This window comes from Streptomyces stelliscabiei, from assembly GCF_014873495.1.
Taxonomy (GTDB): domain Bacteria; phylum Actinomycetota; class Actinomycetes; order Streptomycetales; family Streptomycetaceae; genus Streptomyces; species Streptomyces bottropensis.
Genome location: NZ_JADBGF010000001.1, coordinates 1,275,646 through 1,299,592 on the forward strand (window position 1 = coordinate 1,275,646; position 23,947 = coordinate 1,299,592).

The 23,947-nt window shown below is 72.9% G+C and carries 19 protein-coding genes and 1 pseudogene; 11 read left to right on the plus strand and 9 right to left on the minus strand.

What is annotated here, in order from left to right:
- The first annotated feature begins 126 nt into the window (after positions 1–126).
- On the plus strand, positions 127–834 hold the full coding sequence (locus tag H4687_RS05515; RefSeq protein ID WP_046917820.1) for an ABC transporter ATP-binding protein: 708 nt from the start codon (positions 127–129) through the stop codon (positions 832–834).
- Positions 831–3,143 (plus strand): ABC transporter permease, encoded by a 2,313-nt coding sequence (locus H4687_RS05520; RefSeq protein WP_046917819.1) that lies wholly within the window; start codon positions 831–833, stop codon positions 3,141–3,143. The genes H4687_RS05515 and H4687_RS05520 overlap by 4 nt, the downstream gene beginning before the upstream one ends.
- Before the next feature lie 28 nt (positions 3,144–3,171).
- Here the strand turns inward: H4687_RS05520 and H4687_RS05525 are convergent, their stop codons facing one another.
- Both H4687_RS05525 and H4687_RS05530 read right to left on the minus strand, forming a co-directional pair.
- A complete protein-coding gene (locus H4687_RS05525) occupies positions 3,172–3,753 on the minus strand; it encodes a TetR/AcrR family transcriptional regulator (protein WP_046917818.1) in 582 nt (193 codons plus the stop codon).
- A gap of 148 nt (positions 3,754–3,901) precedes the next feature.
- Positions 3,902–4,099, minus strand: a pseudogene (locus H4687_RS05530) (DNA alkylation response protein); the annotation flags it as partial.
- A gap of 37 nt (positions 4,100–4,136) precedes the next feature.
- Here H4687_RS05530 and H4687_RS05535 point away from each other — a divergent pair.
- Positions 4,137–4,409 (plus strand): hotdog fold domain-containing protein, encoded by a 273-nt coding sequence (locus H4687_RS05535; protein WP_079028253.1) that lies wholly within the window; start codon positions 4,137–4,139, stop codon positions 4,407–4,409.
- A 296-nt stretch (positions 4,410–4,705) separates the two neighbouring features.
- Here H4687_RS05535 and H4687_RS05540 read toward each other — a convergent pair whose 3' ends face one another.
- Positions 4,706–5,179, minus strand: a complete 474-nt coding sequence (locus H4687_RS05540; protein WP_046917817.1) for an NUDIX hydrolase — start codon at positions 5,177–5,179, stop codon at positions 4,706–4,708.
- A 67-nt stretch (positions 5,180–5,246) separates the two neighbouring features.
- Positions 5,247–6,863, minus strand: a complete 1,617-nt coding sequence (gene lnt / locus H4687_RS05545) for an apolipoprotein N-acyltransferase (RefSeq protein WP_046917816.1) — start codon at positions 6,861–6,863, stop codon at positions 5,247–5,249.
- A gap of 215 nt (positions 6,864–7,078) precedes the next feature.
- Between lnt and H4687_RS05550 the strand changes: the two genes are divergently transcribed.
- The gene (locus H4687_RS05550) at positions 7,079–8,146 is read left to right on the plus strand and encodes an O-antigen ligase family protein (RefSeq protein WP_225966609.1); all 1,068 of its coding nucleotides are present in this window, start codon (positions 7,079–7,081) and stop codon (positions 8,144–8,146) included.
- A gap of 26 nt (positions 8,147–8,172) precedes the next feature.
- On the opposite strand, the gene H4687_RS05555 is transcribed toward H4687_RS05550, so the two are convergent.
- On the minus strand, positions 8,173–8,730 hold the full coding sequence (locus H4687_RS05555) for a hypothetical protein (protein ID WP_046917814.1): 558 nt from the start codon (positions 8,728–8,730) through the stop codon (positions 8,173–8,175).
- A 50-nt stretch (positions 8,731–8,780) separates the two neighbouring features.
- Positions 8,781–9,587, minus strand: a complete 807-nt coding sequence (locus H4687_RS05560) for a glutamate racemase (RefSeq protein ID WP_046917813.1) — start codon at positions 9,585–9,587, stop codon at positions 8,781–8,783.
- Between the two features lie 57 nt (positions 9,588–9,644).
- On the opposite strand from H4687_RS05560, the gene H4687_RS05565 reads away from it, so the two are divergent.
- The gene (locus H4687_RS05565; RefSeq protein ID WP_046917812.1) at positions 9,645–10,820 is read left to right on the plus strand and encodes a glycosyltransferase; all 1,176 of its coding nucleotides are present in this window, start codon (positions 9,645–9,647) and stop codon (positions 10,818–10,820) included.
- A 55-nt stretch (positions 10,821–10,875) separates the two neighbouring features.
- Here H4687_RS05565 and H4687_RS05570 read toward each other — a convergent pair whose 3' ends face one another.
- Complete coding sequence (locus H4687_RS05570; RefSeq protein ID WP_233443295.1) at positions 10,876–12,159, minus strand: TerD family protein; 1,284 nt, start codon at positions 12,157–12,159, stop codon at positions 10,876–10,878.
- A 323-nt stretch (positions 12,160–12,482) separates the two neighbouring features.
- On the opposite strand from H4687_RS05570, the gene H4687_RS05575 reads away from it, so the two are divergent.
- The 5 genes from H4687_RS05575 to H4687_RS05595 all read left to right on the plus strand — a co-directional run bounded on the left by H4687_RS05575 (position 12,483) and on the right by H4687_RS05595 (position 18,841).
- A complete protein-coding gene (locus tag H4687_RS05575) occupies positions 12,483–12,920 on the plus strand; it encodes a DUF6643 family protein (protein WP_005474730.1) in 438 nt (145 codons plus the stop codon).
- A gap of 54 nt (positions 12,921–12,974) precedes the next feature.
- Entirely contained in the window at positions 12,975–13,802 is an 828-nt protein-coding gene (locus tag H4687_RS05580) for an MOSC domain-containing protein (protein WP_046917951.1), read from the plus strand.
- A 253-nt stretch (positions 13,803–14,055) separates the two neighbouring features.
- Positions 14,056–14,679, plus strand: coding sequence for an Rv1733c family protein (locus H4687_RS05585; protein WP_046917950.1), 624 nt, complete (start codon positions 14,056–14,058; stop codon positions 14,677–14,679).
- Positions 14,680–14,794: 115 nt separating this feature from the next.
- Complete coding sequence (locus tag H4687_RS05590) at positions 14,795–17,236, plus strand: right-handed parallel beta-helix repeat-containing protein (RefSeq protein ID WP_046917949.1); 2,442 nt, start codon at positions 14,795–14,797, stop codon at positions 17,234–17,236.
- Between the two features lie 96 nt (positions 17,237–17,332).
- A complete protein-coding gene (locus H4687_RS05595; RefSeq protein ID WP_225966610.1) occupies positions 17,333–18,841 on the plus strand; it encodes an alpha/beta hydrolase in 1,509 nt (502 codons plus the stop codon).
- A gap of 27 nt (positions 18,842–18,868) precedes the next feature.
- On the opposite strand, the gene H4687_RS05600 is transcribed toward H4687_RS05595, so the two are convergent.
- Entirely contained in the window at positions 18,869–21,304 is a 2,436-nt protein-coding gene (locus H4687_RS05600) for a hypothetical protein (RefSeq protein WP_078907065.1), read from the minus strand.
- A gap of 290 nt (positions 21,305–21,594) precedes the next feature.
- On the opposite strand from H4687_RS05600, the gene H4687_RS05605 reads away from it, so the two are divergent.
- Positions 21,595–22,428: a DeoR/GlpR family DNA-binding transcription regulator gene (locus tag H4687_RS05605; protein ID WP_046917946.1), complete on the plus strand. Its 834-nt coding sequence runs from the start codon at positions 21,595–21,597 to the stop codon at positions 22,426–22,428.
- Positions 22,429–22,588: 160 nt separating this feature from the next.
- Here the strand turns inward: H4687_RS05605 and H4687_RS05610 are convergent, their stop codons facing one another.
- Entirely contained in the window at positions 22,589–23,719 is a 1,131-nt protein-coding gene (locus tag H4687_RS05610; protein ID WP_046917945.1) for an L-cysteine desulfhydrase Cds1, read from the minus strand.
- Positions 23,720–23,947: the final 228 nt, after the last annotated feature.

Here is a 23,947-nt window from a genome sequence, read left to right on the forward strand (position 1 = left end):
CAGACCGGCTCGCGGCTCCGCATCAGCCCCGGGATGCGGGTCCCTGCATCCCGGGGATGAGGCGCGGTGACCGGTGCCGTCCGGGGAGGGATGTCCCGGCCGCGCTTCTCACCTAGCGTCCGGTGCATGGTCACTGAGGAGAACACGGGTGAAGCCGTCGTACGGCTCGACGGTGTGCGCAAGGAGTACGGCGGGGCGACGGCGCTGAACGGGGTGTCGCTGGAGATCCGGGCCGGGGAGGCGGTCGCGGTGATGGGTCCCTCGGGGTGCGGGAAGTCCACGTTGCTGAACATGATCGCCGGCCTGGACCGTCCGACGGGCGGCACGGTGGTGGTGCATGGGGAGAGCGTGGGGGAACTGAGCGAGAAGGGGCTCGCCCTGTACCGGCGACGCCGGATCGGCATGGTCTTCCAGTTCTTCAACCTCATCGACGATCTGTCGGCGCTCGACAACGTGGCGCTGGCCGCCCAGCTGACCGGCACCCCGGCCCGGCAGGCCCGCCGCCGCGCCCTGGAGCTGTTCGACGAACTCGGCATCGCCGACCGGCGTAACGCCTACCCGACGGTCCTCAGCGGCGGCGAACGCCAACGCGTCGCCGTGGCACGGGCGTTGATGAACCGCCCAGCCCTGCTGCTGGCCGACGAGCCGACCGGCGCGTTGGACCGGAGGTCGGGAGAACAGGTGATGGACCTGCTGCTCGATCTCAACCAGATCGGCCAGACCCTGATCCTGGTGACCCACGACGAGCGGCTGGCCCGGCGCTGCGCCAGTCGCCTCGTCGAGTTCACCGACGGCCGCGTGACCGGTGAGCACACCCTGGAGCCGACCGCATGAGGGCCGTGTGGCGGGCCGCGCGGGCGGCGGTACGGCGACGCGCATTCCAGACGCTGGTGATCGGCCTGGTCACGCTGACCTCGACGGCGGCGATCGTGGTGGCGCTCGGTCTGGTCGACGCGGCCTCGTCCCCGTTCGACCGGGCCTTCGGCAGACAGCGCGGACCGCACGTCGTCGCCGTGTTCGATCCCGCGAAGGTCTCCGAGGGCCGACTGACACGGGCGGTACGGCAGTCCGGCATGGAGGCGACCGCCGGCCCGTTCCCCCGGGCCACCGTCGAGCTGCCGAGGGAGGCGATGGGATACGGCCTCGGGAGCGAACTCGCGGTCGTGGGCCGCTCCGGCCCCGGGGGCCCGGTGGACCGGTTGGACCTGTGGGCGGGCCGTTGGGCGACCGGACCGGGCGAGGTCGTCCTCAACCGGCAGTCGGACTGGACCGCGGACGACCTGGGCAAGAAGCTCCGGGTGCCCTCGGGCCCGGTCCTCACCATCGTGGGCTTCGCCTTCGACCTGAGCCGCACCGCCGACGCCTGGGTCGCCCCCGGCCAGATCGAGGCCCTGCACCCCACCGGCGCCCAGATGCTGTTCCGCTTCACCGACGCCTCGTCGGACGACCGGCTCCGCGCGCAACTCGACACGGTGACCGCCGAATTGCCGTCGGGCGCGCTGACCGGGTCACGGTCGTACCTCACCCTGAAGGAGGAGATAGGCAGTTCGGCACGGGCGTATGCGCCCTACCTCCTCGCTTTCGGCGTTCTCGGCCTCGTGGTGGCCGTGCTCATCGTCGCCCATGTGGTCAGCGGCGCCGTGATCTCCGGCTACCGACACATCGGCATCCTCAAGGCGCTGGGATTCACGCCGGGGCAGGTGGTGGCCGTCTACCTCGTGATGGTCTCCGTCCCCGCGGTGCTCGGCTGTGCGCTCGGGACCGTCGCGGGCAACCTGGCGGCACGGCCCCTGCTCCAGTTCGCCTTCACGGGGCCGGACGCGGGCGTCTTCCACAAGAGCGTCTCGCTCGCGCCCTGGGTGAACGTCCTCGCCCTGCTCGGCATGCCCGCCGTGTGCCTCCTCGCCGCGCTCGTGCCCTCGGTGCGCGCCTACCGCCTGTCCGCGGCGCGGGCGATCAGCGCGGGCAGCGCGCCCCGCGCGGGGCGGGCCCTCGGCGTCCAGCGCCGGCTGGCGGGCAGCCGGCTGCCGCGCTCGGTGAGCCTCGGACTGGGGCTGCCGTTCGCACGGCCCGGGCGCAGCGCCCTCACCCTCTCCGCCGTGGTCCTCGGTGTGACCACCGTGACGTTCGCGACCGGCCTGGCCACGACGATGGACCGGTTCGGCAACGCGGGCCGTGACGCTTACCAGGTCACGGTCTACGTGGGCAAGGTGGAGAACGGCAAGGAGACCGAGCCGGTGCACGGCGACCGCGCGCTGCACTCCCTGCTGCGGGCGTTGCCCGACGCCCGTGAGGTCACCGCCCGGGCCGACACCGAAGCCCGCCTGGCGGGTTCGACGGAGAAGCTGTGGCTGGAAGCCCGCAGAGGCGACCGGCCGCGGATCGACAGCCTGCTCACCGGGGGCCGGTGGATCCGGGGCGCCGGTGAGGTCGTGGCCGGATCGGCCTTCCTGCGCCGCAACGGACTGGGCGTCGGCGACCACCTCCGCGTGGAGAAGGGGGATCGTGGCGCGAACCTGGTCGTGGTCGGGGAGTTCATGGAGAGCAACGCCCGGGTCGTCGTCGCCGACTGGTCGACGATGCGGTCGCTGGCCCCGCGGGAGAAACCCATCGCCTACCACGTCAAGCTGCGCGACGGCGCCGACCCGAACGCCTACGCCCGGGCCGCCGCGGCCGCCGATCCCGGGCTCTCTCCCTCACCGACCGGCGCCAACTCGGTCACCCGGACCATCATCGGCTCCGCCACCGCGCTCACCCTGCTGCTCGCCGCCGTCGCGTCTCTCGGCGTCTTCAACACCGTGGTCCTCAACACCCGCGACCGCCGCCGGGACCTGGGCATGCTCAAGTCCATCGGCATGACACCACGCCAGGTCACGACGATGACGGTGACCTCGATGGCACTGCTCGGTGCCTTCGGCTCGCTCCTCGGCATCCCGCTCGGCATGGCGGGCCACCAGCTGGTCGTGCCGCGCATGGCGGACGCGGTGGAGATCACGCTGCCGTCGTACATGACGGATGTCTGGAGCGCCCCGGCCCTCGCCGGCCTCGGCCTTGCGGGCCTCTTCATCGCCGTCCTCGGCGCGTACGTCCCGGCCCGCCGCGCGGCTCGGCTGACGATCGCGGAGGTGCTGCACAACGAGTGAGGCACGCGCGGCCTCGGTGCGCGGGCGCTCACCTCCGGCCCGGTGCCCCCGTACGCAGGCCGCGCATGACGAGGTCGAAGAGGCGGGCGGCACGGGGTTCCCAGTCGCCTCGGGGGTCGAGCTGCCAGACGCCGGCGATGGCGAGGAGCAAGGCGTCGGCGGTCACACCCGGGCGGATGGTTCCGGCGTCGTGGTTGGCCTTGAGCAGGAGTTCGATCGCGGCGACCAGGAGCGGGTAGCCGGGTTTCGCCGGGGCGCCGGCCGCGGCGGTGGCCCGGCGCAGCGCGTCGGCCAGGCCGGCCTTGGCCGTGGCGTAGCGGGCGAGGCGGTCGAGCCAGGCGCGCAGGGCCCGGCCGGGCTCCAGGGTTCGCAGCAACTCGGCCGCTCCGTCGACGAGTTGCTGCACCTCCTGACGGTGAACCTCCAGGACGAGCGCCTCCCGGTCGGGGAAGTTCCGGTAGAAGGTGCCCTGTCCCACGCCCGCCTTCTTGGCGATCACACTGAGCGGCACGTCGGCGGAACGGGACAACTCGGCCAGTGCCACCGCAAGGATGCGCGCGCGATTGCGCTGCGCGTCGGACCGCTGGGGCACCTCGCTCGCCGACGCCACTCGCCCGCCTCCCTGACGCACGCCCGGCACGGACGGACGGATGTCGACTTAGGGCGACCTTACCCCGCTTCCCGGCCGGAACGAAGACCCTCTCGGGCGCCCCATTGCGGAGCCACCAAAAAGGTAATGGGGGGCCGCGTCGCGCCCCTCACCCGGCCGGCAGTGCTCGCCGCAGGATCGCGTCCAGGTCGGCGGAGCCGGGGAGCGTGCCGTAGGTGTGCCCCCACTCGCCGCCTGGCCGGGTCGCGCAGAACGCGTCGGCGACCGCGGGCGGGGCGTGCCGGACCAGCAGGGCGGCCTGCAAGGTGAGCGCCATGCGCTCCACCAGACGGCGGGCACCGGACGGGTCGTCCTCGCGGCGCGCCGTCCGGCTCGACGAACTGATGGGCCGGGCCTGCGGCGCGGCCGGTCTGCACGGCATGACCGTCTCCCTCCAGGTCCACTACCACAGGCCCGTCCCCGTGGGGACGGCCCTGCGCCTGTTCGCCCGGGCCACGGGCACCGACGGCCGCAAGATCTTCGTGCACGGCTCGATCGACACCGAGCCGGACAGGTCCGGCCCCGCGGCCCCCACCGTGACGGCGGACGGCGTCTTCGTCTCCCCCGCCCCGGACCGCCTTCGCCCCCTGTTCCCGCACCTGGGAGACACGCCGTAACCTCCCTCTCCGGCCGGGCATCGACGGGCTCGACGGTCGATCGAGGGACGGCACACGACATATCGGCGTGCGGCGGTAGCCGGCGGGCTGCTGCTCAGGGCGCTGTTGTGGTGGGCGGGAGCGAGTGAGAGAGCGCTGCGGCTGCGGGGCGCCATCGACGCACTGGGCGCGCAGGCCGCCGCCAACCTCGAACGCCGGCTCGCCCCCTCGTCGTACGAACCGCCGGGCCTCCTCACAGCTCGGCGCGGCGGTGGTGGCCACCCCCGGGCCGTGGCGCCGAGGCCGGTGACCTGGTCTCAGGCCGTGGGATCGAACCAGGTGACCGTGTCGGACATCGTCTGCTTGATGCGGAACAGCGCGAACTCGCTCAGGACCGGCAGGGCGTCCAGCGAGAACCAGCCGACCTCCAGGGACTCGTCGTCGTTGACGCGTGCCTCGCCGCCGACGGCACGGCAGTGGAAGGTGATGTCCATGTACTGGCAGACGTCCCCGTTGTCGTACCGCACGGGTTCCAAGGCCTGGACGAGGACGACCCGCTCGGCCACGCACCGCACCGCCGTCTCCTCGTAGACCTCCCGAACGGCGCAGGCCGCCGGCTGCTCCCCCGGGTCCGGGATGCCGCCGATGAGCGACCACTTGCCGTTGTCGGACCGACGGCCCAGCAGCACTCTGCCCTCGTCGTCGAAGACGAGGGCGGTGACTCCGGGGAGCCAGAGCAGCTGGGTGCCGGCGGATGCACGGAGTGTGCGGATGAAGTCAGGGGTAGCCATGGAGCCGACCCTAACGGGCCGGTTCCCTCACTCCCGCCGTTCCGCCACGCGCACACGAGGCGTACGGCTACACGCCACCGGCGCGCCTCCCGCGCACACCCGCCGCGATCGCCCAGCCGAGCCCACCGGCCGCGACCAGCACCAGAAGCATCTCGGGCGCGATGCCGACGCGGGTGGCGGGCGTCTGCGAGGAGCGCAGCGGCACCTTCTGGACCAGTGAGTCCGGGACGAACATGCCCGTCTTCTGCGTGATCCGGCCGTCCGGCATGATGATCGCGCTGACGCCGCTGGTCACCGGCACGGTGACGGTACGGCTGTGCTCGACGGCGCGGACCCGGGACATGGCCAGCTGCTGGTAGGTCATCTCGCTGCGGTCGAAGGTCGCGTTGTTGCTCGGCACCGAGATCAGCTGGGCGCCGTCGGTGACCTCGGAGCGCACGGCCCAGTCGAAGGCCGCCTCGTAGCAGGTGACGAGACCGACCTTGGCACCGTCCATGGTGAACACGCCCGGTTCGGTGCCCCGGCTGAAGTCCTTGCGGACCATGGACGTCCACTCGCCGTTGATGGCGCCGATGAGCGAGCGCAGCGGAAGGTACTCGCCGAACGGCTGGATCTGCCGCTTGTCGTACGTGTCGACGGGGCCCTTCGCCGGGTCCCAGAGGATCTGCTCGTTGTAGAGCTTTCCGTCCCGCTCGACGACACCGCCGACAGAGATGGGGGCGCCGATGGCGGTGGCCGCCTTGTCGATCACCGCGCGGGCGTCGGCGTTGGCGAAGGGGTCGATGTCGGAGGAGTTCTCCGGCCAGAGCACGAAGTCGGGCTTGGCGACCTTGCCCGCCCGGACGTCGGCGGCCAGCCGCTCGGTCTCCTTGGCGTGGTAGTCGAGCACGGCCCGCCGCTGGGCGTTGAAGTCGAGCCCCAGGCGCGGCACGTTGCCCTGGATGACCGCCACGGTCGCGGTGCCGTCCTCCGCCGTGTCGCTCACCAGGGCGCGGGACGCGAGGGCGCCGGCCAGGGGGACGGCCACGCAGAGCGCGGCCACGGCCGCGGTGCCCCGGCGCAGGGCCGCACCGGTCCGGCGGTGGTCGACCACCAGCCGGACCACTTCGTAGAGGCCGAACCCGCACAGGACGACGGCGAAGCCGAGCACGGGGGTGCCGCCGAGCGCGGCCAGCGGCAGGAAGACGCCGTCCGCCTGACCGAAGGCGACCTTGCCCCAGGGGAAGCCGCTGAACGGGGCACGCGCGCGTGCCGCCTCACCGGCGACCCACACCGCGGCGGCCCACACCGGCCAGCCCGGCAGCTTCGACACGGCGGCGACACCCGCGCCGACGAGCGCCACGAACACCGCCTCGATCACGACGAGCGCGAGCCACGGTCCTGGGCCCACCTCCACACCGGTCCACACCAGCAGGGGGAGCAGGAAGCCGAGACCGAAGAGGTAGCCGAGGCCGAGGCCCGCCTTCCAACCGCGTCCGCGCAGCACCCAGCCGAAGACCGCGAAGGCCGGCAGGGCCAGCCACCACAGGGTCCGGGGCGGGAAGCTGACGTAGAGCAGCACTCCGGAGAGCGCTGCGGCGGCGGCCGGGAGGAGCCGGCCGGCCCATCGGGAGACCCGGGAGACGGGCGCGGCCTGGGGTTCGAGCTGTTCCGGCTCGTCTACGGGAGTGGCGGTGACGGTCACTCGGGGAGTGTACGGCGCGTCACCCCGGCGCCGACAGCGCGGCCCGGGCGTCCGGGGTGAGGCTTTTGTCGCACCCCAGCCGCAACGTTCCTGCGCAACTCGTCCACAAACCGGCGCATCACCCGTTACGGTGTGCGCGAGCCTCTGACGTGCGGCCGGACCACATCCGGGCGGTCGAGGTCCGGCACAGGTGCGAGGCGTCGGGGGGCGACGGGTTGGGGTCCACGAGGACGCGGTCCGCTGCCGGAGCGGCGGCCGCGCACGAGAGACGGAACGTCTCCGATGTCACGGGTGCGCTCCTGCTCGGGGCGTGCGCCGCCTGGTCGCTGACCACGGCGGCGGCGCGAGGCGGCCGTCCGGAGGGCGTACTGCTGGCGGTCCTCGCCGTGGCGGCCGGATATGCGGCGGGCCGGATATGCGGGGCGCTGCTGCCGGTGCTGGCACCGTCCGCCGGCGCGCTGGCCGGTTTCGGTCTGGCGGTCACCGCCCCGCACACCGGAGCGGCCTCGCCGCTGATCTCGCCGCTCGGGCACACCGGGGCGACGGCCGCGCTGCTGGCCCTGTCCGCGGGCGCCGCCTGTTGTGCCGCCTGGGCGGCCCGCTCCCCCGGACCGAGGCTGGCCCTGCGGCTGCTGGCCTGCGGCATGGCGGTGACGGCGGCCGTGCTGGGCTCGACCTCCGGCTTCGCCGCGTGCGTCGGGGTGCTGCTCTGCTCGCTCGCGGCGGCCCGGATGCGCCACCGGGGCCTCGGGCTCGCGGGGCTCGCGCTCGCCACGGCCCTGGTGACGGCAACGGTCTGGGCGACCGCCGAGCACGCCCTGCCGACCGGACTGACCGACTCTCTGGAGGGGCAGCTCACTCCGCACCGGGTCCTGCTGTGGCACGACGCGCTCGGCCTGGCCCACGGTGAACCGCTGCTGGGCACGGGGCCGGGCCGCTTCGGGGAACTGAGCCCGACGGTCGCGCTGTCGCTGCCGTCCGACGACAAACCTCATTCGGCGCCGTTGCAGCTGGCGGCCGAACAGGGGCTCGTCGGGGTCGCGCTGCTCGCCGCGGTGTTCGGCTGGATCCTGTACGTGCTGTGGCGCACCCCGCGCTCCACCCCGGTCGTCCTCACCGCCGGCGCGGCCCTGACCGCGCTCGCCGCGATCGCCTCGGTCGGCAACGCGCTGAGCTTCACGACGGTGACGGCGGGAGCGGGTCTGCTGGCGGGCATGGCGACGGCCCGGCCCCTGACGGACGAGGACGACGGCACCGGCTCGTCCGGCCCCGACGACCGCTAGCGGAGCGGCGGCCGGGACGAGGGGCGTCAGCGCGCGGCGCCGGACGCCTTCGGGCTCAGCCGGGCGCGAATGACACGCACGGCCGTCTCGGCGTTGTCCACGGTGATCGTGAAGGTGTGGCCGTCCCAGAGGCGCAGCACCACCGCCTCCCCCCGTCGTACGACGACGGCGGTGCCCTTCTCGGGCCGCCAGCGGTAGCCCCAGCCGCCCCACTGGTGGGGGGTGACGCAGGCGGCGAAGTCGGCGTCGGCGACCTGGGACAGGGGGATGCGGCGACGGGGCACGCCGATGTGCCCGCAGCGGACCTCCAGACACTCGTCGTCGACCTTCACGGAGACGTGCACGAAGGCGAGCGTGCCGAAGAGGACGAGCAGTCCGGCCGCGATGCAGCCGACGACCGCCATGACGAGCGGGGCGGTACCGGACGTCCACGCCGAGTCGACGGCGAGTTCGATGCCCAGTGCCATGCAGGCGGCGCCGCCGAGCGCCAGCAGCCATTGGCCGCGGTTGGTCGCGCGGCCGGTCCAGACCTCGGGGTGCGGGCCCGCGGGGGTATCCGTCTCGCCGTGGGGGTGGTCCCTCATGGCTTTGAGACTACTCAGATTCCGCAGCGCGGGCACCTGGTCGCGGAGCGTCACTGCTCCGGGTGGACGGCCGGCACGGGAGCGGTCGTGCGGAGCAGACTGCCCTCCGCGTAGGCCAGTGCCGGGGCGGGCAGCGAGCCCTCACGGCCGCTGAGGATGACGGTCAGCGTCGCCCCGGTCCAGTCGGCCTCCGGCTTCGGCAGCTCGCCGATGCGGCGCAGGGCCTGGGCGGCCACGGCGCCGGCGGAACCGTGCAGGACCAGCGGCGGCCGGCCGGGCTGCTGGACGGCGGCGCGAATCCGTTCGGCGACCAGTTCATAGTGGGTGCAGCCGAGGACGACGGTCGTCACGTCCTCGGGCGTGAGGGCGGCGGCCGCGGCGATCGCGGCGTCGATCGCCGCGTAGTCCGCGTGCTCCACCGCTTCGGCCAGGCCCCAGCAGGGCACTTCGGTGACCGTCACCCCGTCGGCGAACTCCTCGATGAGGCCGCGCTGGTAGGGGCTGCCGGTGGTGGCGGGCGTGGCCCAGATGGTGAAGGGGCCGCCGCCGGACGCGGCGGGCTTGATCGCCGGGACGGTGCCGATGACCGGCAGGCCGGGTTCGAGCAGAGCGCGCAGGGCGGGCAGGGCGTGCACGGACGCGGTGTTGCAGCCGACGATCAGGGCGTCGGGCGCGTGGGCGGCGGCGGCCGCCGCGACGGCGAGGGCGCGCTCGGTGAGGTCCTGCGGAGTGCGCGGGCCCCAGGGCATGCCGTCGGGGTCGGAGGAGATCACGAGATCCGCGTCGGGCCGCAGCCGCCGTACCGCGGCGGCGGCGGGGAGCAGACCGATACCGGAGTCCATGAGCGCGATCTTCACCCGGCCACGATAGACGATGGCCTCGGTACGGCCGCCGCCGTGGGGCAGACTGCGGACGTGAGCGCCATCGCGTGGACCGCCGCCGGATCACTCGCCGCCTGGTTGTGGCTGCTGCTCGGCCAGGGCTTCTTCTGGCGCACGGACGTGCGTCTGCCACCCCGCCGGGACCCCGACGACTGGCCGTACGTCTGCGTCGTCGTCCCCGCCCGCGACGAGGCGGCCGTGCTGCCCGAGAGCCTGCCGTCCCTGCTGGCCCAGGACTACCCCGGCCGGGCGGAGATCTTCCTGGTGGACGACGGCAGCTCGGACGGCACCGGTGACCTGGCCCGCGACCTGGCCCGACGCCACGGCGGACCGGCCCTGACGGTGTCCTCGCCCGGGGAGCCGCCCGCCGGCTGGACGGGCAAGCTCTGGGCCGTGCGGCACGGGATCGAGCTGGCACGCGCGCGGGGACCGGAGTTCCTGCTGCTGACGGACGCGGACATCGCGCATCGGCCGGACAGCCTGCGCGCCCTGGTGGCGGCCGCGCGCACCGGCGGCTTCGACCTCGTCTCCCAGATGGCCCGGCTGCGCGCCGAGAGCCCGTGGGAACGGCTCGTCGTGCCGGCCTTCGTCTACTTCTTCGCCCAGCTGTATCCGTTCCGGTGGATCTCCGTACGGGGTGCGCGCACGGCGGCGGCGGCGGGTGGCTGTGTGCTGCTGAGCGCCGAGGCCGCCGAGCGGGCGCGGATCCCGGACGCGATCCGACAGGCGGTCATCGACGACGTGGCCCTGGCCAGAGCGGTCAAGCGGAGCGGCGGCCGCATCTGGCTGGGGCTGGCGGAGCGGGTCGACAGCGTGCGGCCCTACCCCCGGCTGCACGACCTGTGGCACATGATCGCGCGCAGCGCCTACGCCCAGCTCCTGCACAACCCGCTGCTGCTGGCCGGCACGGTCCTCGGTCTCACCCTCGTGTACCTCGTGCCGCCCGTGGCGCTCGTGACGGGCGTGTTCGCCCGGGATCCGGCCGCGGCGCTCCTCGGCGGGCTCGCCTGGCTGCTGATGACGGCGACGTACCTGCCGATGCTCCGTCATTACGGCCAGCCCCTGCGGCTCGCACCGCTGCTGCCGTTCACCGCCTCGCTGTATCTGCTGATGACGGTGGACTCGGCGGTGCGGCACTACCAGGGGCGCGGCGCGGCCTGGAAGGGCCGCACCTACGCGCGACCGGACGCGGTCCCGGACGAGGGCTAGCCCAGAGCTAGCCCAGGGTCCGCGTTCCTCCTCTTATGTGAGGGGTGCGAGGGGGCTATTTCCTGCCCGGGGTCCAGTTCATCCCCCACCCATAGGCGTAGTCGACCGTACGCTGCGGGCTCACCCCGCGCTCGGGGACGAGGTAGCGGGCCTCGCGCTGGACGATGAGGTCACCGCCCTGGTGGGTGATGAGGGCGAGCGCGCAGACGGTGGAGGGGACCGTGCACTCGTCGAGGGAGAAGTCGATGGGTGCGCCGTGCTGCGGCTGGAGGGTGACCGTCGCGTGCAGGTCGGCGAAGGAGCGGGCGCCCTCGTAGATGGTGACGAAGATGAGGATGCGCCGGACGTACTGCTTGTGGTCGAGGTTGACGGTGAGGTTCTCGCCGCTGCTGACGGCGCCGGTGCGGTCGTCACCGTCCAGGTGGATGAAGGGCGGCTGATGCAGCGACCCGAAGGCGTTGCCGAGCGCCTGGACGACGCCCTTGCTGCCGTCGGACAGTTCGAACAGGGCGCACAGGTCGAGGTCGAGGTCGGCGTGCATGGCGACGGCCCGGCCCAGTTTGCTGCCCCACCCCTTGAACTGCTTGCGCACCTCCCAGTTGAGGTTCACGCGCATGGCGCCGGAGGTGCCGCCCTGCTTGGCCAGGGAGACCGCCGGGGCCTCCTTGGTGAGCGTCACCTTGCTGAGGCGGACCGGAGCGGAAGGCGCGGCGGGAGGGGCGGGCGGCGGGGGCGGGGCGGTCGTCACCGGCGGCGGCACGGTGACGGGAGGAGCGACCGGCGTGGGCGCGGCCACGGGAGCGGGGGCCGCCGCCTGCTGCGGTTCGTCGACGGTGATGCCGAAGTCGGTGGCGAGCCCCTCCAGTCCGCTGCTGTAGCCCTGGCCGACGGCGCGGAACTTCCAGGCGCCCTGTCTGCGATAGAACTCCCCGAGCACGAAAGCGGTTTCGGCGCCGGCGTCCGCGCTGTCGTAGCGCGCGATCTCGGTGCCCGCCCGCTCGTCGAGCACCCGGATGTGGAGCCCGGGCACCTGCCCGAAGGTGCCACCGTCCGCGGAGGCGGCCACCACCACGGTCTCGACGGCGGGCTCCACGCGCGCGAGGTCGACGACGAGCGACTCGGTCACCTGGCCGCCGGCGTCCCGCTTGCCCTCGTGCCGGACCGCGCCGGAGGAGTGCGCGGGCTGGTTGTAGAAGACGAAGTCGGCGTCCGAGCGCACCTTTCCGCCGACGAGCAACAGCGCCGAGGCGTCCGTGTCGGGTACACCCGGTCCGGAGTTCCGGCCCAGTTCCACGCGCAGCGCGGTCGTCGGAACCGCGGTGTTCGATCCTTTCGGCATTGACATGTCCGCCCCCATCAGAAGGTCATCCAGAAGGTCGTCACCAGACCGCGTCCCACGCGGACCGTCGGATCCGGCCGGATCCGTTGTGGGGGCCAAACCTATTCCCCCGGGGCCCGGAACCCCCAGAACCCGTACCGAAAGACCGGTGGCCAACCGCCGGTAACCCGCGAGGAACTCGCCCTTTACACGATCAGTACGCGCTTTGCTGCCCTTTTTCGCCGAGTTCGCTCGCATTGGGGGTCCGGCGTCACTGCCGACACGGAAAACAACCCTCTTATCGGTCTCCCCAACCAGCACATCGTGGGCTTAACTTATGTGCCATGACCTCCCCCCGCTCCACCTACGGCGGCGGTTACTACTCCGCCTCGTCCTTCGCGGACACCCCGATCTACGACTCTCTCGTCGCCGAGCGGGGAACTCCTCAGATCGCCCCGATCCGGGTACCCGCGCAGTACGACACCCCGGGCAGCAACCTGCCCGCACTGCCGTCGGCGCTGCCCGCGCTGCCGGCGGGTCCCTCCCAGTCCGCCTACGGCTATCCGCAGGCCCAGCAGCCCTCGCCGCTGCAGCAGGCACCCAACGCGTACATCCCGCAGCAGGTCGCGGGTCCGCGCGGCTATCCGGGCGCCCAGCCGCAGCAGCAACAGCAACGGCCCATGGCCGGATACGAGGCCATGCGCCCGGCGGCACCGCGACCGGCCCCGTCGGCCCCGTACCAGCAGGATCCCTACAACGGCCAGCAGTACCGGGGGTACTGAGGCACTTGGAACGCTTCGCGTGGGGTTGTCACGGTCTGCTGGCAGGATGACCCCATGGGGAATCCGTCGCTGCACTCGATCCACGTCCACCCGCTGAAGGCGGCCGGGGGCTTCGCCCCCGCGGAGGCCGTCGTGGAGCCCTGGGGGCTGGCGGGCGACCGTCGCTGGGTGCTGGTCGACGGCTCGGGCAAGGTCATCACACAACGTCCGCATCCGCGTATGACGTTGGCCGCCGCCGGGCTGCTGCCCGGCGGCGCTCTCCTGCTGTCCGCGTCCGGCCGCGCGCCGCTCACCGTCCCCGTGCCCGAGCCCACCGGCGGCACGGTGACCGTGGAGATCTGGCGGGACAAGGTGGAGGCGGTGCCCGCCGACGCGGCGGCGCACGCCTGGTTCAGCGACCACCTGGGCGTGCCCGTACGGCTCGTGCACCTCGACGACCCGGCGACCCGCCGCCCGCTCGACCCCGAGTACGCCCGCCCCGGCGAGACCGTCAGCTTCGCCGACGGCTACCCGCTGCTGCTCACCACCCTCGCCTCGCTGGACGCGCTCAACGCGCTGGTCGCACGGGGCGACCACCCCGACGAGGGCCCGCTCCCCATGAGCCGCTTCCGGCCGAACGTGGTCGTCGACGGCTCGGACGCCTGGGCCGAGGACGACTGGCGGCGCGTCGCGATCGGCGAGGTGACCTTCCGGGTCGCCAAGATGTGCGGGCGGTGCGTGGTGACCACCACCGACCAGGACACCGGCGAGCGCGGCCGCGAACCACTGCGCACCCTCGCCCGTCACCGCAGGTTCGGCGACAAGCTGGTCTTCGGGCAGAACCTCGTTCCGGAATCCGGCGGCACGGTACGGATCGGCGATCCGGTACGGGTACTCGAATAGGCAGTTCCCTCTCTTGCGGAACGGGCCTTGTCGAACTTCGGCGGCGGTCAACACCCCTTCTCCTCTTGAAAATTCAATCTCCTACGATTCGGTTCACGTGCAGGGAACACGCGCCCCGGGTCCGTCCGTTGGGTGTTTGTGAGAAGTTCATGAGAAGGCCCGGTGGGAGGGTGATGTCGCTCTCTCTTGGCCGGGACCGCGCGTGGACGGCTCCGTCCCGGGTTATCACGGACGCGGAAGGGGGTGTGGCGCGGTGCGGGCGATCGGTGGACTACGGGCGTTCGTCGGGCTGTGGCGCTGGCGGCACAATCCGCTGCGGCGGACGACCGATCTGGTCGAGGCGTGGCTGGCGTTCGCGGCCCTCCTGCTGATCGTCGTCGCCGCTCCTCTCATCGGCGCCGCCGCCGGGACCACCGCCCAGGGGGCGCTGCAGCAGTCCGTGCGCGACCAGCAGCAGAGCCGGCACCGGGTGACGGCCACCGTCGTCAAGAAGGTCGACGGCTCTCCGCTGGACCCCGATCCGGAGACCTCCACCACCCGCGACCGGCAGAGCCGCGTGGTCGCCGACTGGACCGGCCCGGACGGCACCGACCGGCACGGCACGGTCATGGCCAACCTCAGGACCCCCCGGCCCGGCGACCACTTCACGCTGTGGACCGACGGCCGGGGCCGCATCGTCGGCCGCCCCCTGGACACGGCCACCGCGACGACCCACGCGGTACTGGCCGGCTTCGGCGCCACCGTGCTCGCCACGGGGCTCTTCGAGGGCGCCAGACGCCTGATCGTCTGGCGCATGGTCCGGCGCCGCTACGCCCGCTGGGACCAGGCATGGGACAAGGCGGGGCCGGACTGGGGCAGGACGGGCACGGGCAGCTGACGGCCTTCCCACTCCGGTCAACTCCCCCTGCCCGCGCACGCTACGGTGGACCGACCAAGCAGCCGAACTGTTCGGCATCGACCCGCGTTCCACGAGGTGGGGGCACAGCAACGCCATGGCACAGGGCACGGTCCAGGTGACGCACACCGGTACATCGCGGTGGCGGCGCCGCACGGGTGAGTACGCATCGCTCGCCGCAGCCCTGGAGGCCGCGAGCGACGGCGACGTGCTCGTCGTCGCTCCCGGCACGTACCGGGAGAACCTCGTCGTGCGGCGCGGGGTCACGCTGCGCGGCCCTGAGGGCTCGCCGGGCTCGGTCCGCATCGCGCCCGTGGACGGGGTGCCGCTGACGGTGTCCGCCTCGGCCGTCGTGCAGGACCTGCATGTGGAGGGCCAGGACGCGGCGGCGCCCGCGCTCCTCGTCGAGGACGGCACACCCGAGCTTCTGGACCTGCGGATCGTCACCCGCTCCGCGGCCGGCATCGAGGTGCGCGGCGGCGCCCGCCCCACGGTCCGGCGCTGCACGGTCGACAACCCGGCCGGTATCGGCATCGCCGTGGTCGACGGCGGCGGTGGCGTGTTCGAGGAGTGCGAGGTCGTCGCGGCCGGCCAGGCCGGCGTCGCGGTGCGCGGTGGCGGCCACCCGCGTCTGGAGCGCTGCCGGGTGCACCACACCTCGGGCTCCGGCCTGACGGCGACCGGGGAGAACTCCGCGCTGGAGGCCGTCGGTTGCGAGGTCTACGAGGTCCGCGGCAGCGGCGTGCAGATCACCGGCCGGGCCACGGCCCACCTCACCGACTGCGATGTGCACCGTACGACGGCCGACGGGATCACCCTCGACACGGACGCCGTGCTCACCCTCGCGGACTGCCGGATCCACGACATCCCGGAGAACGCGGTGGACCTCCGCTCGCGTTCCGTCCTCACCCTGACGCGCACGTCGGTACGGCAGTTCGGGCGCAACGGACTGTCGGTGTGGGACCCGGGCACCCGCGTGGACGCCAACCAGTGCGAGATCTTCGACAGCACCGGCGACTACCCGGCCGTCTGGGTCAGCGACGGCGCGACGGCGGTACTGGAGTCCTGCCGCGTGCACGACGTGCCGGACGCGCTGTTCGTGCTGGACCGGGGCTCGCGCGCGGACGTCGTCGACAGCGATCTGTCGCAGGTGCGCAACACCGCGGTGTCCGTGAGCGACGGGGCGACCGCGCAGCTCGACGACTGCCGGATCCGGGACGCCGCCACGGGCGCCTGGTTCCGCGACCACGGCAGCGGCGGCACCCTCAACAACTGCACCGTCGACGGCACCCAGACCGGCGTGATCGTCACCAAGGGCGCCGACCCGACCATCGAGCGCTGCACCGTCACCTCGCCCGCCGAGGCGGGCTTCTACGTGTCGGCGGGAGGCCGGGGCAGCTTCCTCAACTGCCGGGTGACCGGCAGCGGCGGCTACGGCTTCCACGTCATCGACGGCTGCCGGGCCACGCTGCGCAAGTGCCGTACGGAGCGCTGCGCGCGCGGCGGCTACGAGTTCGCGGAGGGCGGTCCCGCGACCGCGGGCGGCGGTCCGGTGGTCGAGGACTGCACCAGCGACGAGAGCGCGGGGGTACGCCCCCCGGCCGCGCAGGAGACCGCCACGCAGACCACGGCCCCGTCGGCCGGGCTGCTGGGCTCGATCCCCGGTCAGCGCACCTCCGAGCAGCCGCCGGCCGTCGCCCCTCCCGTCATGGAGCCCGAGACACCGGTGCGGGCCTCCAAGGCCGTGCTCGGTGAACTGGACGCGCTGGTCGGCCTGGACAGCGTCAAGCGCGAGGTCCGCGCCCTCACCGACATGATCGAGGTCGGCCGCCGCCGTCAGCAGGCCGGTCTCAAGGCGGCCTCCGTCAAACGGCATCTGGTCTTCACGGGCTCCCCCGGCACCGGCAAGACCACGGTCGCCCGTCTCTACGGCGAGATCCTGGCCTCGCTCGGTGTCCTGGAGAAGGGGCATCTCGTCGAGGTGTCCCGCGTGGACCTGGTCGGCGAGCACATCGGCTCCACCGCGATCCGCACCCAGGAGGCCTTCCAACGGGCGCACGGCGGTGTGCTGTTCATCGACGAGGCGTACGCGCTGTCGCCGGAGGACTCGGGGAGGGACTTCGGCAAGGAGGCCATCGACACGCTGGTGAAGCTGATGGAGGACCACCGGGACTCGGTGGTCGTGATCGTCGCGGGCTACACGGCCGAGATGGAGCGCTTCCTCACGGTCAACCCCGGTGTCGCCTCCCGCTTCTCCCGCACCATCACCTTCGACGACTACGTCCCCGACGAGCTGCTGCGCATCGTGGAGCAGCAGGCCGAGGAGCACGAGTACCGGCTGGCGCCGGGCGCGGGCGAGGCCCTGCTCGACTACTTCACCGCGATCCCCAAGGGCCCGGCCTTCGGCAACGGCCGTACCGCCCGGCAGACCTTCGAGGCGATGGTCGAGCGGCATGCGAGCCGGGTGGCCCAGGTCGACGAACCGGACAAGGACGACCTGACCCTGCTCTACGCGGAGGACCTGCCGGAGCTGCCGTAGCGGGTGTCGGGGGGCGTGCCCCCGGGGGAGAACCCCACCACGGGGATGCTGTCCGCCGGATGGAACCGGAGTGACCGGGCGGACAGCATGATCCCCATGAGAACACGCACCCGACGAACCCTGGTCCTGGCCCTGTCCGTCGCGGCGACCGCGACCGCGCTGACCGGCGTCACCGGCCCGGCGTCCGCCACCACGGCCCCTTCCTCCCCCGTCCTCACCTGGCGTTCCTGCGAACGGCCCGACGGTCCGGCCGGGCAGGAGTGCGCGCACCTGCCCGTACCGGTCGACCACCGGGACCCGGACGGCCCGCACCTCACCCTCGCCGTCTCCCGGTTACGGGCCGAGAACCCCGAGGCACGGCGCGGCACCCTGCTGGTGATCCCGGGCGGGCCGGGCGGCTCGGGTGTCAGGCGGCTCACACAGAAGGGAGAGGCGCTGCGGCGGGAACTCGGCGACACCTACGACATCGTCGGCCTGGACCCGCGCGGCACGGGCGGCAGCACGCGGGCGAACTGTGGGCTCTCCGCCGACGACCGGCACCTGGTGACCATGCGGTCCTGGCCGGCGGCCGACGGCGGCATCGCCGAGAACGTGGCCCGCTCCCGGCGTATCGCCGAGGCCTGCGCGACGAACGGCGGCGCGGTGCTGCGCAGCCTCAGCACCGCCAACGAGGTACGGGACATCGAGAGCCTCCGGCAGGCCCTGGGCGAGGAGCGGCTGTCGGCGTACGGAATGTCGTACGGCACCTATGTGGGTGCCGTCTACGCCCAGAAGTACCCCGAGCGGATCGACCGCCTGGTGCTGGACAGCAATGACGACCCCGATCCCCGGCGGGTCGCGCGGGGGTGGCTGGCGAACATGGCGCGGGGCGCGGAGGACCGGTTCCCGGACTTCGCGGCCTTCGCCTCCGACCCGGCCCAGGAGCCGACGGGCCTGCGGCTTGCCGAACGCCCGGAGGACGTACGGCCGTTGTTCCTGTCCCTGGCGGCCGACCTGGACCGTACACCCAGGGAGACGACCACCGAGGGCGTCCCCCTGACCGGCAACCGGCTGCGGCAGGTGATGCAGAACGCCCTGTACTCCGACGACTCGTTCGACGACCTGGCCCGGCTCCTCCGGCAGGTGCGGGACCCGAAGGCGACGCCGGTCCTGCCGCCCGACGTGGCCGGACCGCTGAGCGACGAGGAGGCAGCGGTGATCATGGCGGTGATCTGCAACGACGTGCGCTGGCCGAGGTCGGTGGCCGGGCACGCGCGGGCGGTGTCCGACAGCCGCACGCGGTATCCGCTCACGGCCGGGATGCCGGTCAACATCACGCCGTGTTCCTTCTGGAAGGACCGTCCGACGGAGCCGCCGACCCGGATCACCGACCGAGGACCGTCCAGCATCCTCATGGTCCAGAACCGGCGGGACCCGGCCACCCCCTACTCCGGCGCCCTGAAACTGCGGGCCGCGCTGGGCGAGCGTGCCCGGCTCGTCACGGTGGAGAGCGGCGGGCACGGCTCGTATCTGGGAACGGGCAACGCGTGCGGCGACCGCGCGGTGACCGCCTTCCTCCGCACGGGACAGCGGCCTCAGCGGGATGTCTCCTGCCCGGACGACTGATCCGGGCCCGGCCCCCGTGGGCCGTGGTCACGACCGCCGGGGTCCCGGCAGCTCCGGGCCGATACGCGCGAGCAGTTCCTGCCGCTCGTGGGCGAAGGCCGGGTCCGCCTGGTAGTCGGAGTGGCCGAGGATCGGGGCGGGCAGCGGGTGGGCGCCGGTGCGGCCGTAGGCGAGCGGGTCGGTGAGGGGTTCGGCGTCGACCTGCGGTCCGTTCCGGCTCGTCAGGCGTACGGGGCCGCCGATGGGGTCGGTGAGGCGGTACAGGTTGCGCCAGCAGTCGATCTCACGGTGCAGGGAGGCCAGCGGCTCGGGGCCGAAATGGGCGGGGAACCACCGTCCGTACAGGCGCTCCAGCGGGGAGCCGTAGGTGAGGAGCGCGACCCGTCCGCGCACCGCCGGGGTCAGCTGCCAGGCGGCGGCCGCGGCGAGGACGCTGCCCTGGGAGTGGCCGGAGATGACGAGCCGGCCGCCCGTTGCGCGGGTCCAGGTGGCCATGCGCCAGGTCAGGTCGGGCACGGCCCGCTCGGCATAGCAGGGCGGCGCGAACGGATGCGCGGCGCGCGGCCAGAACGTGCCGACGTCCCAGAGGATGCCGATCGTGCGGCGCGCGGAGGCGTCCTTGTAGGCCCGCCTCCCCCAGGTGACGAACAGCAGGAAGCCCACACCGATCAGCCACGACCCCAGCGCCTGGGCGGCCTGGGCGGCGCCCGCGACGAAGCCGGAGGAGCCGAGCGCCGCCCGCGCCGGTGTCTCGCCCGTCGCCAGGGCACCGGTCAGGGCGCCCGCGCCGAGCAGCAGGGTCACGGTGGAGGTGATGCCGACGAGGCGGGGCGCCCGGTCGGTGAGCGCGGCCATGGCCCGGGTGCGGGCGATACGGCGGGTGCGTCCCGCGTCCAGGGACTCGTGCTCCTCGCCGGGCCGCTCCTCGCGCTGTCGCTCCCGCGTCAGGTCGTACTCCTGCTCCACCGCCGCCGTCTCCGTCCTGCGCAGGACCCAGGTGCGGCGGGCCAGCCAGCCGAGGAGGCCGAGGACGACCAGGAGGAAGGGCGGGATCACGGAGGCCTGCCAGGTGAGGAGGACGGGCGGCCCGGGCAGGGCGTCGTCGGTGCCGCCCAGCCAGTCGGCGACGCGCTGCGCGACCCCGGCGGACATCACACCGCCGAGCGCGCAGGCGAGCATCGCGACGGAGGGGCCGGCCAGACCGTACAGGGCGGTGCGCGGGTCGGGACGGGAGCGGTACAGGAGGTGCGCGACGACGCCGAGCGCGAGGACCAGCAGACCCTGCACCAGCGTGATCCCGCCGAAGGTCATGTCACCCGGCAGCCGCCCCGCCGACCGCCAGCCGGGGCGTGACCACCCGGCGTACACCAGGGCGAGGACGAGCACGGCGATCGAGGCGCCCGGCAGACCGCGTACCAGCCGCTCGTCCAGACGCTTGTCGAGGCGCCGCTCGCTGCGGCCCCGGCGGCACACCACCCACACCACGACGATGGCGAGCACGACGAGTGCCGCGTTCAGCAGCCAGCCGAGCAGTTCCAGGACGGCGGGACCGCCCGCCCGGCGGTCCTGGCGGGCGGCGGACGTGCCCACGGCCGCCGCCACGGTCAGGAAGCCGGCCGCCACATGGGCGGCACGCAGCCTGGCCACGAGACGGCGTCCGTACCAGAAGCCGGGCCGACCGAGGGCGACGCGTGCCGTCTCCTCGGCCTCGGAGGCGGTGCGCGGCGCCTTCTCGTCCTGCGGGCGGGTCACGCCGTGCTCCATGGGGCGCTGGGACTCGTACTCGCTCCAGGTGCGGTGGGAGAGATACCACAGCAGACCGGTCAGGGCGGTGGGGACCAGGGCCGCCAGTGCGAGGCGGCGGCCGGGCAGGCTCCACCAGCCGTCGTCGGAGACGGCCGGGGAGAGAAAACCGAGCCAGGTGTGCGCCCGCGCACAGCCGCGTGCGCCCGCACACTGCCAGGCGGTCAGGTCGAGCGCGACCTCGCAGGCGGCCGCGACGAGCAGGACGGTCAACGTCAGGCCGGTCAACCGGACCAGGAGGCCGTAGAGGCGGACGGTCCGGCGGCGGTCGCGGGCGCCGGGCCGCATCCAGTGGGCGAGGTTGACGACCATGAACGGCAGCAGTAACAGCCACAGCGCGCGGGAGCCGTCGCCGGAGGTGAGGTTGCACCAGACGTAGGCCTCGGGGACGGGCTCGCCCCGGCGGTCGGCGGGCCGTTCCTCCGCGTCGGCGTCGTCGATGCGCCGGAAGACGGCGGCCGTGTCGTCGCCGGTGATCCGGACCGTGCGCGGATCGTCGAGCATGCGGTCGGGGCTGGTTCCCCCGACGCCGTGGACGAGGAGTTCGAGGGCGGGACCGTCCGGCGTCGACCGGCCCGATTCGGGGCGCTTCTCCGTCTCGGCGGGATCCGGATGTTCCCTGGGTTCCGTATGTGCCGTATGTTCCCTCGCACGATCCACTGTTCCGCTTCCCCCGTGACGCGCCGCAAGTCAGGTGATGTGCAGGCACTGATGATCGCCGCTGAGGGCGCCTCGTACACCTGTGGTCACCGAATCTCCTCGATCCGTGTGATAGTGACGGGCGCGAGAAACGGTGCGTGACGTGCACGTGACTGTGCAGGTAGTGGCATCGCCCGTGGTGGGGCGTGCGAATATGGGACGTCCTCGGGACCGGGGACGGGGGAATGTCCTCGTCGGAGGGGGTAGGGAAGGCGTGTCGGGCGTGATGGGGCGAGAGGACCGGAGCGGGCGTGAGTGAGAACCAGAACCTCCTCGCGGAGCAGCGCCGAGCCCTGATCCTCGACGAGGTACGACGGCGGGGCGGGGTCCGGGTCAACGAGCTGACCCGCAGACTCGGCGTGTCGGACATGACGGTGCGCCGCGATCTGGACGCACTCGCCCGCCAGGGCGCGGTGGAGAAGGTGCACGGCGGCGCGGTGCCGGTGGCCGAGGCGAGCACGCACGAGCCCGGTTTCGAGGCGAAGTCCGGGCTGGAGCTGAGCGCCAAGGAGGACATCGCGCGGTCCGCCGCGGAGCTGGTCGCTCCGGGGTCGGCGATCGCCCTGTCGGGTGGTACGACGACGTACGCGCTGGCGCACCGGCTCGTGGACGTGCCGGATCTGACCGTGGTCACCAATTCGGTGCGGGTCGCCGACGTCTTCCACGCCGCGCAGCGCACGACGGGCCCCCGGCAGGGAGCGGCGACCGTGGTGCTGACGGGCGGGGTGCGGACGCCGTCCGACTCCCTGGTGGGGCCGGTGGCGGATCAGGCGATCGCGGCGCTCCACTTCGATGTGCTGTTCCTCGGGGTGCACGGGATATCGGTCGAGGCGGGTCTGTCCACGCCGAACCTGGCGGAGGCCGAGACCAATCGGCGGCTGGTGCAGTCGGCGCGGCGGGTCGTCGTGGTGGCCGACCACACCAAGTGGGGGACGGTGGGCCTGAGTTCGTTCGCGGCGCTGGAGCAGGTCGACACGCTGGTGACCGACGCGGGGCTGGCCGCGCAGGCACGGGCCGAGATCGCGGAGCATCTGCGACGGCTGGTGGTGGCCGGGGAGGACTCCGACGACGGCGTGGACATCTGAGCGCCGTTCGGAAGGCGGGGGCGCACTGCGGGGTATCGCCGGTCGCGTCCGCGCGGGGGGAGCCGTCGATCGACACGGCTCCCGCCTTGCAGGGGGCTGGCCCCTGCACGGAAGAGTCTGCGCTCTGCCCCGAAGAGTCCGGGCTCCTGCCCGGAAGGGTCTAGTGGGGCGCCGACCACACCCCGGTACGCAGGAGTGACTCGATGGCCGCCGTGTAGGGCGCGATGTCCAGGCCCTGCTCCCGCAGCCACCCGTCCGAGTAGTACTTGTCGAGGTAGCGGTCGCCCGGGTCGCAGAGCAGGGTCACCACACTGCCCTGGCGGCCCTCCGCCACCATCTCGGCGATGATCTTGAGGGCGCTCCACAGGCCCGTCCCCGTGGAGCCGCCGGCCTTGCGGCCGATGGCCTGCTCCAGGGCGCGCACGGCGGCGACGCTGGCGGCGTCGGGCACCTTCATCATGCGGTCCACGGCGCCCGGGACGAAGCTGGGCTCCATGCGGGGGCGGCCGATGCCCTCGATGCGGGAGCCGCAGTCGCAGGTGACGTCCGGGTCGCCGGTCGTCCAGCCCTCGAAGAAACAGGAGTTCTCGGGGTCGGCGACACAGATCCGGGTGTCGTACTGCATGTAGTGGACGTACCGGGCGATGGTCGCGGAGGTGCCTCCGGTGCCGGCGGTGGCCACGATCCAGGCGGGCTCGGGGAATCGCTCCAACTGGAGCTGGCGGAAGACGGATTCGGCGATGTTGTTGTTGCCGCGCCAGTCCGTGGCCCGCTCGGCGTAGGTGAACTGGTCCATGTAGTGGCCCCCGGTCTCCCCCGCGAGGCGGGCCGACTCCTCGTACATCTTCCGTGAGTCGTCCACGAAGTGGCAGCGGCCGCCGTGGAATTCGATCAGGCGGATCTTCTCGGCGCTGGTCGTGCGGGGCATGACGGCGATGAAGGGGACGCCGATCAGTTTGGCGAAGTACGCCTCGGAGACGGCGGTGGAGCCGCTGGACGCCTCGATGACGGGGCGGCCCGGCCGGACCCAGCCGTTGCACAGTCCGTAGAGGAAGAGGGAACGGGCGAGGCGGTGCTTGAGGCTGCCGGTGGGGTGGGTCGACTCGTCCTTGAGGTACAGGTCGATGCCCCAGGTCTCGGGCAGCGGGAAGCGCAGCAGATGGGTGTCGGCGGAGCGGTTGGCGTCGGCCTGGACCTTGCGCACGGCCTCTTTGAGCCAGCCGCGGTACCCGTCGTCGCTGTGATCGACGTCGAGGGTGGCGCCCGGACGGGTGGGGTGGGGGGTGCTCACGGGCGTGCTCCTCACGCATTGCGCCGACGGCGGATCGCGGCGTCGGACACCCCGATGATAGACATCTTCAGCACGCCCCTCACCTGCATAAACATCCCTTTGAGCACCTCAAAGGGACTCCTGTGGCAAGGATGCGCCGGGCGCATGGGGGGCGCATGCCGCGCATGCGCCGGAACCCCGCCCCCGGTCCACCGTGCGCACTGGTGCTCGACCCGCAGGACGGGCAGA

What these genes read in the sequence shown, in the direction of transcription:
- H4687_RS05515 (WP_046917820.1), top strand. Translation starts at nt 127, where the DNA reads ATGGTCACTGAGGAGAACACGGGTGAAGCCGTCGTACGGCTCGACGGT.
- H4687_RS05520 (WP_046917819.1), top strand. Translation starts at nt 831, where the DNA reads ATGAGGGCCGTGTGGCGGGCCGCGCGGGCGGCGGTACGGCGACGCGCA.
- H4687_RS05535 (WP_079028253.1), top strand. Translation starts at nt 4,137, where the DNA reads ATGGGCCGGGCCTGCGGCGCGGCCGGTCTGCACGGCATGACCGTCTCC.
- H4687_RS05540 (WP_046917817.1), bottom strand. Translation starts at nt 5,179, where the DNA reads ATGGCTACCCCTGACTTCATCCGCACACTCCGTGCATCCGCCGGCACC.
- H4687_RS05555 (WP_046917814.1), bottom strand. Translation starts at nt 8,730, where the DNA reads ATGAGGGACCACCCCCACGGCGAGACGGATACCCCCGCGGGCCCGCAC.
- H4687_RS05570 (WP_233443295.1), bottom strand. Translation starts at nt 12,159, where the DNA reads ATGCCGAAAGGATCGAACACCGCGGTTCCGACGACCGCGCTGCGCGTG.
- H4687_RS05575 (WP_005474730.1), top strand. Translation starts at nt 12,483, where the DNA reads ATGACCTCCCCCCGCTCCACCTACGGCGGCGGTTACTACTCCGCCTCG.
- H4687_RS05580 (WP_046917951.1), top strand. Translation starts at nt 12,975, where the DNA reads ATGGGGAATCCGTCGCTGCACTCGATCCACGTCCACCCGCTGAAGGCG.
- H4687_RS05590 (WP_046917949.1), top strand. Translation starts at nt 14,795, where the DNA reads ATGGCACAGGGCACGGTCCAGGTGACGCACACCGGTACATCGCGGTGG.
- H4687_RS05595 (WP_225966610.1), top strand. Translation starts at nt 17,333, where the DNA reads ATGAGAACACGCACCCGACGAACCCTGGTCCTGGCCCTGTCCGTCGCG.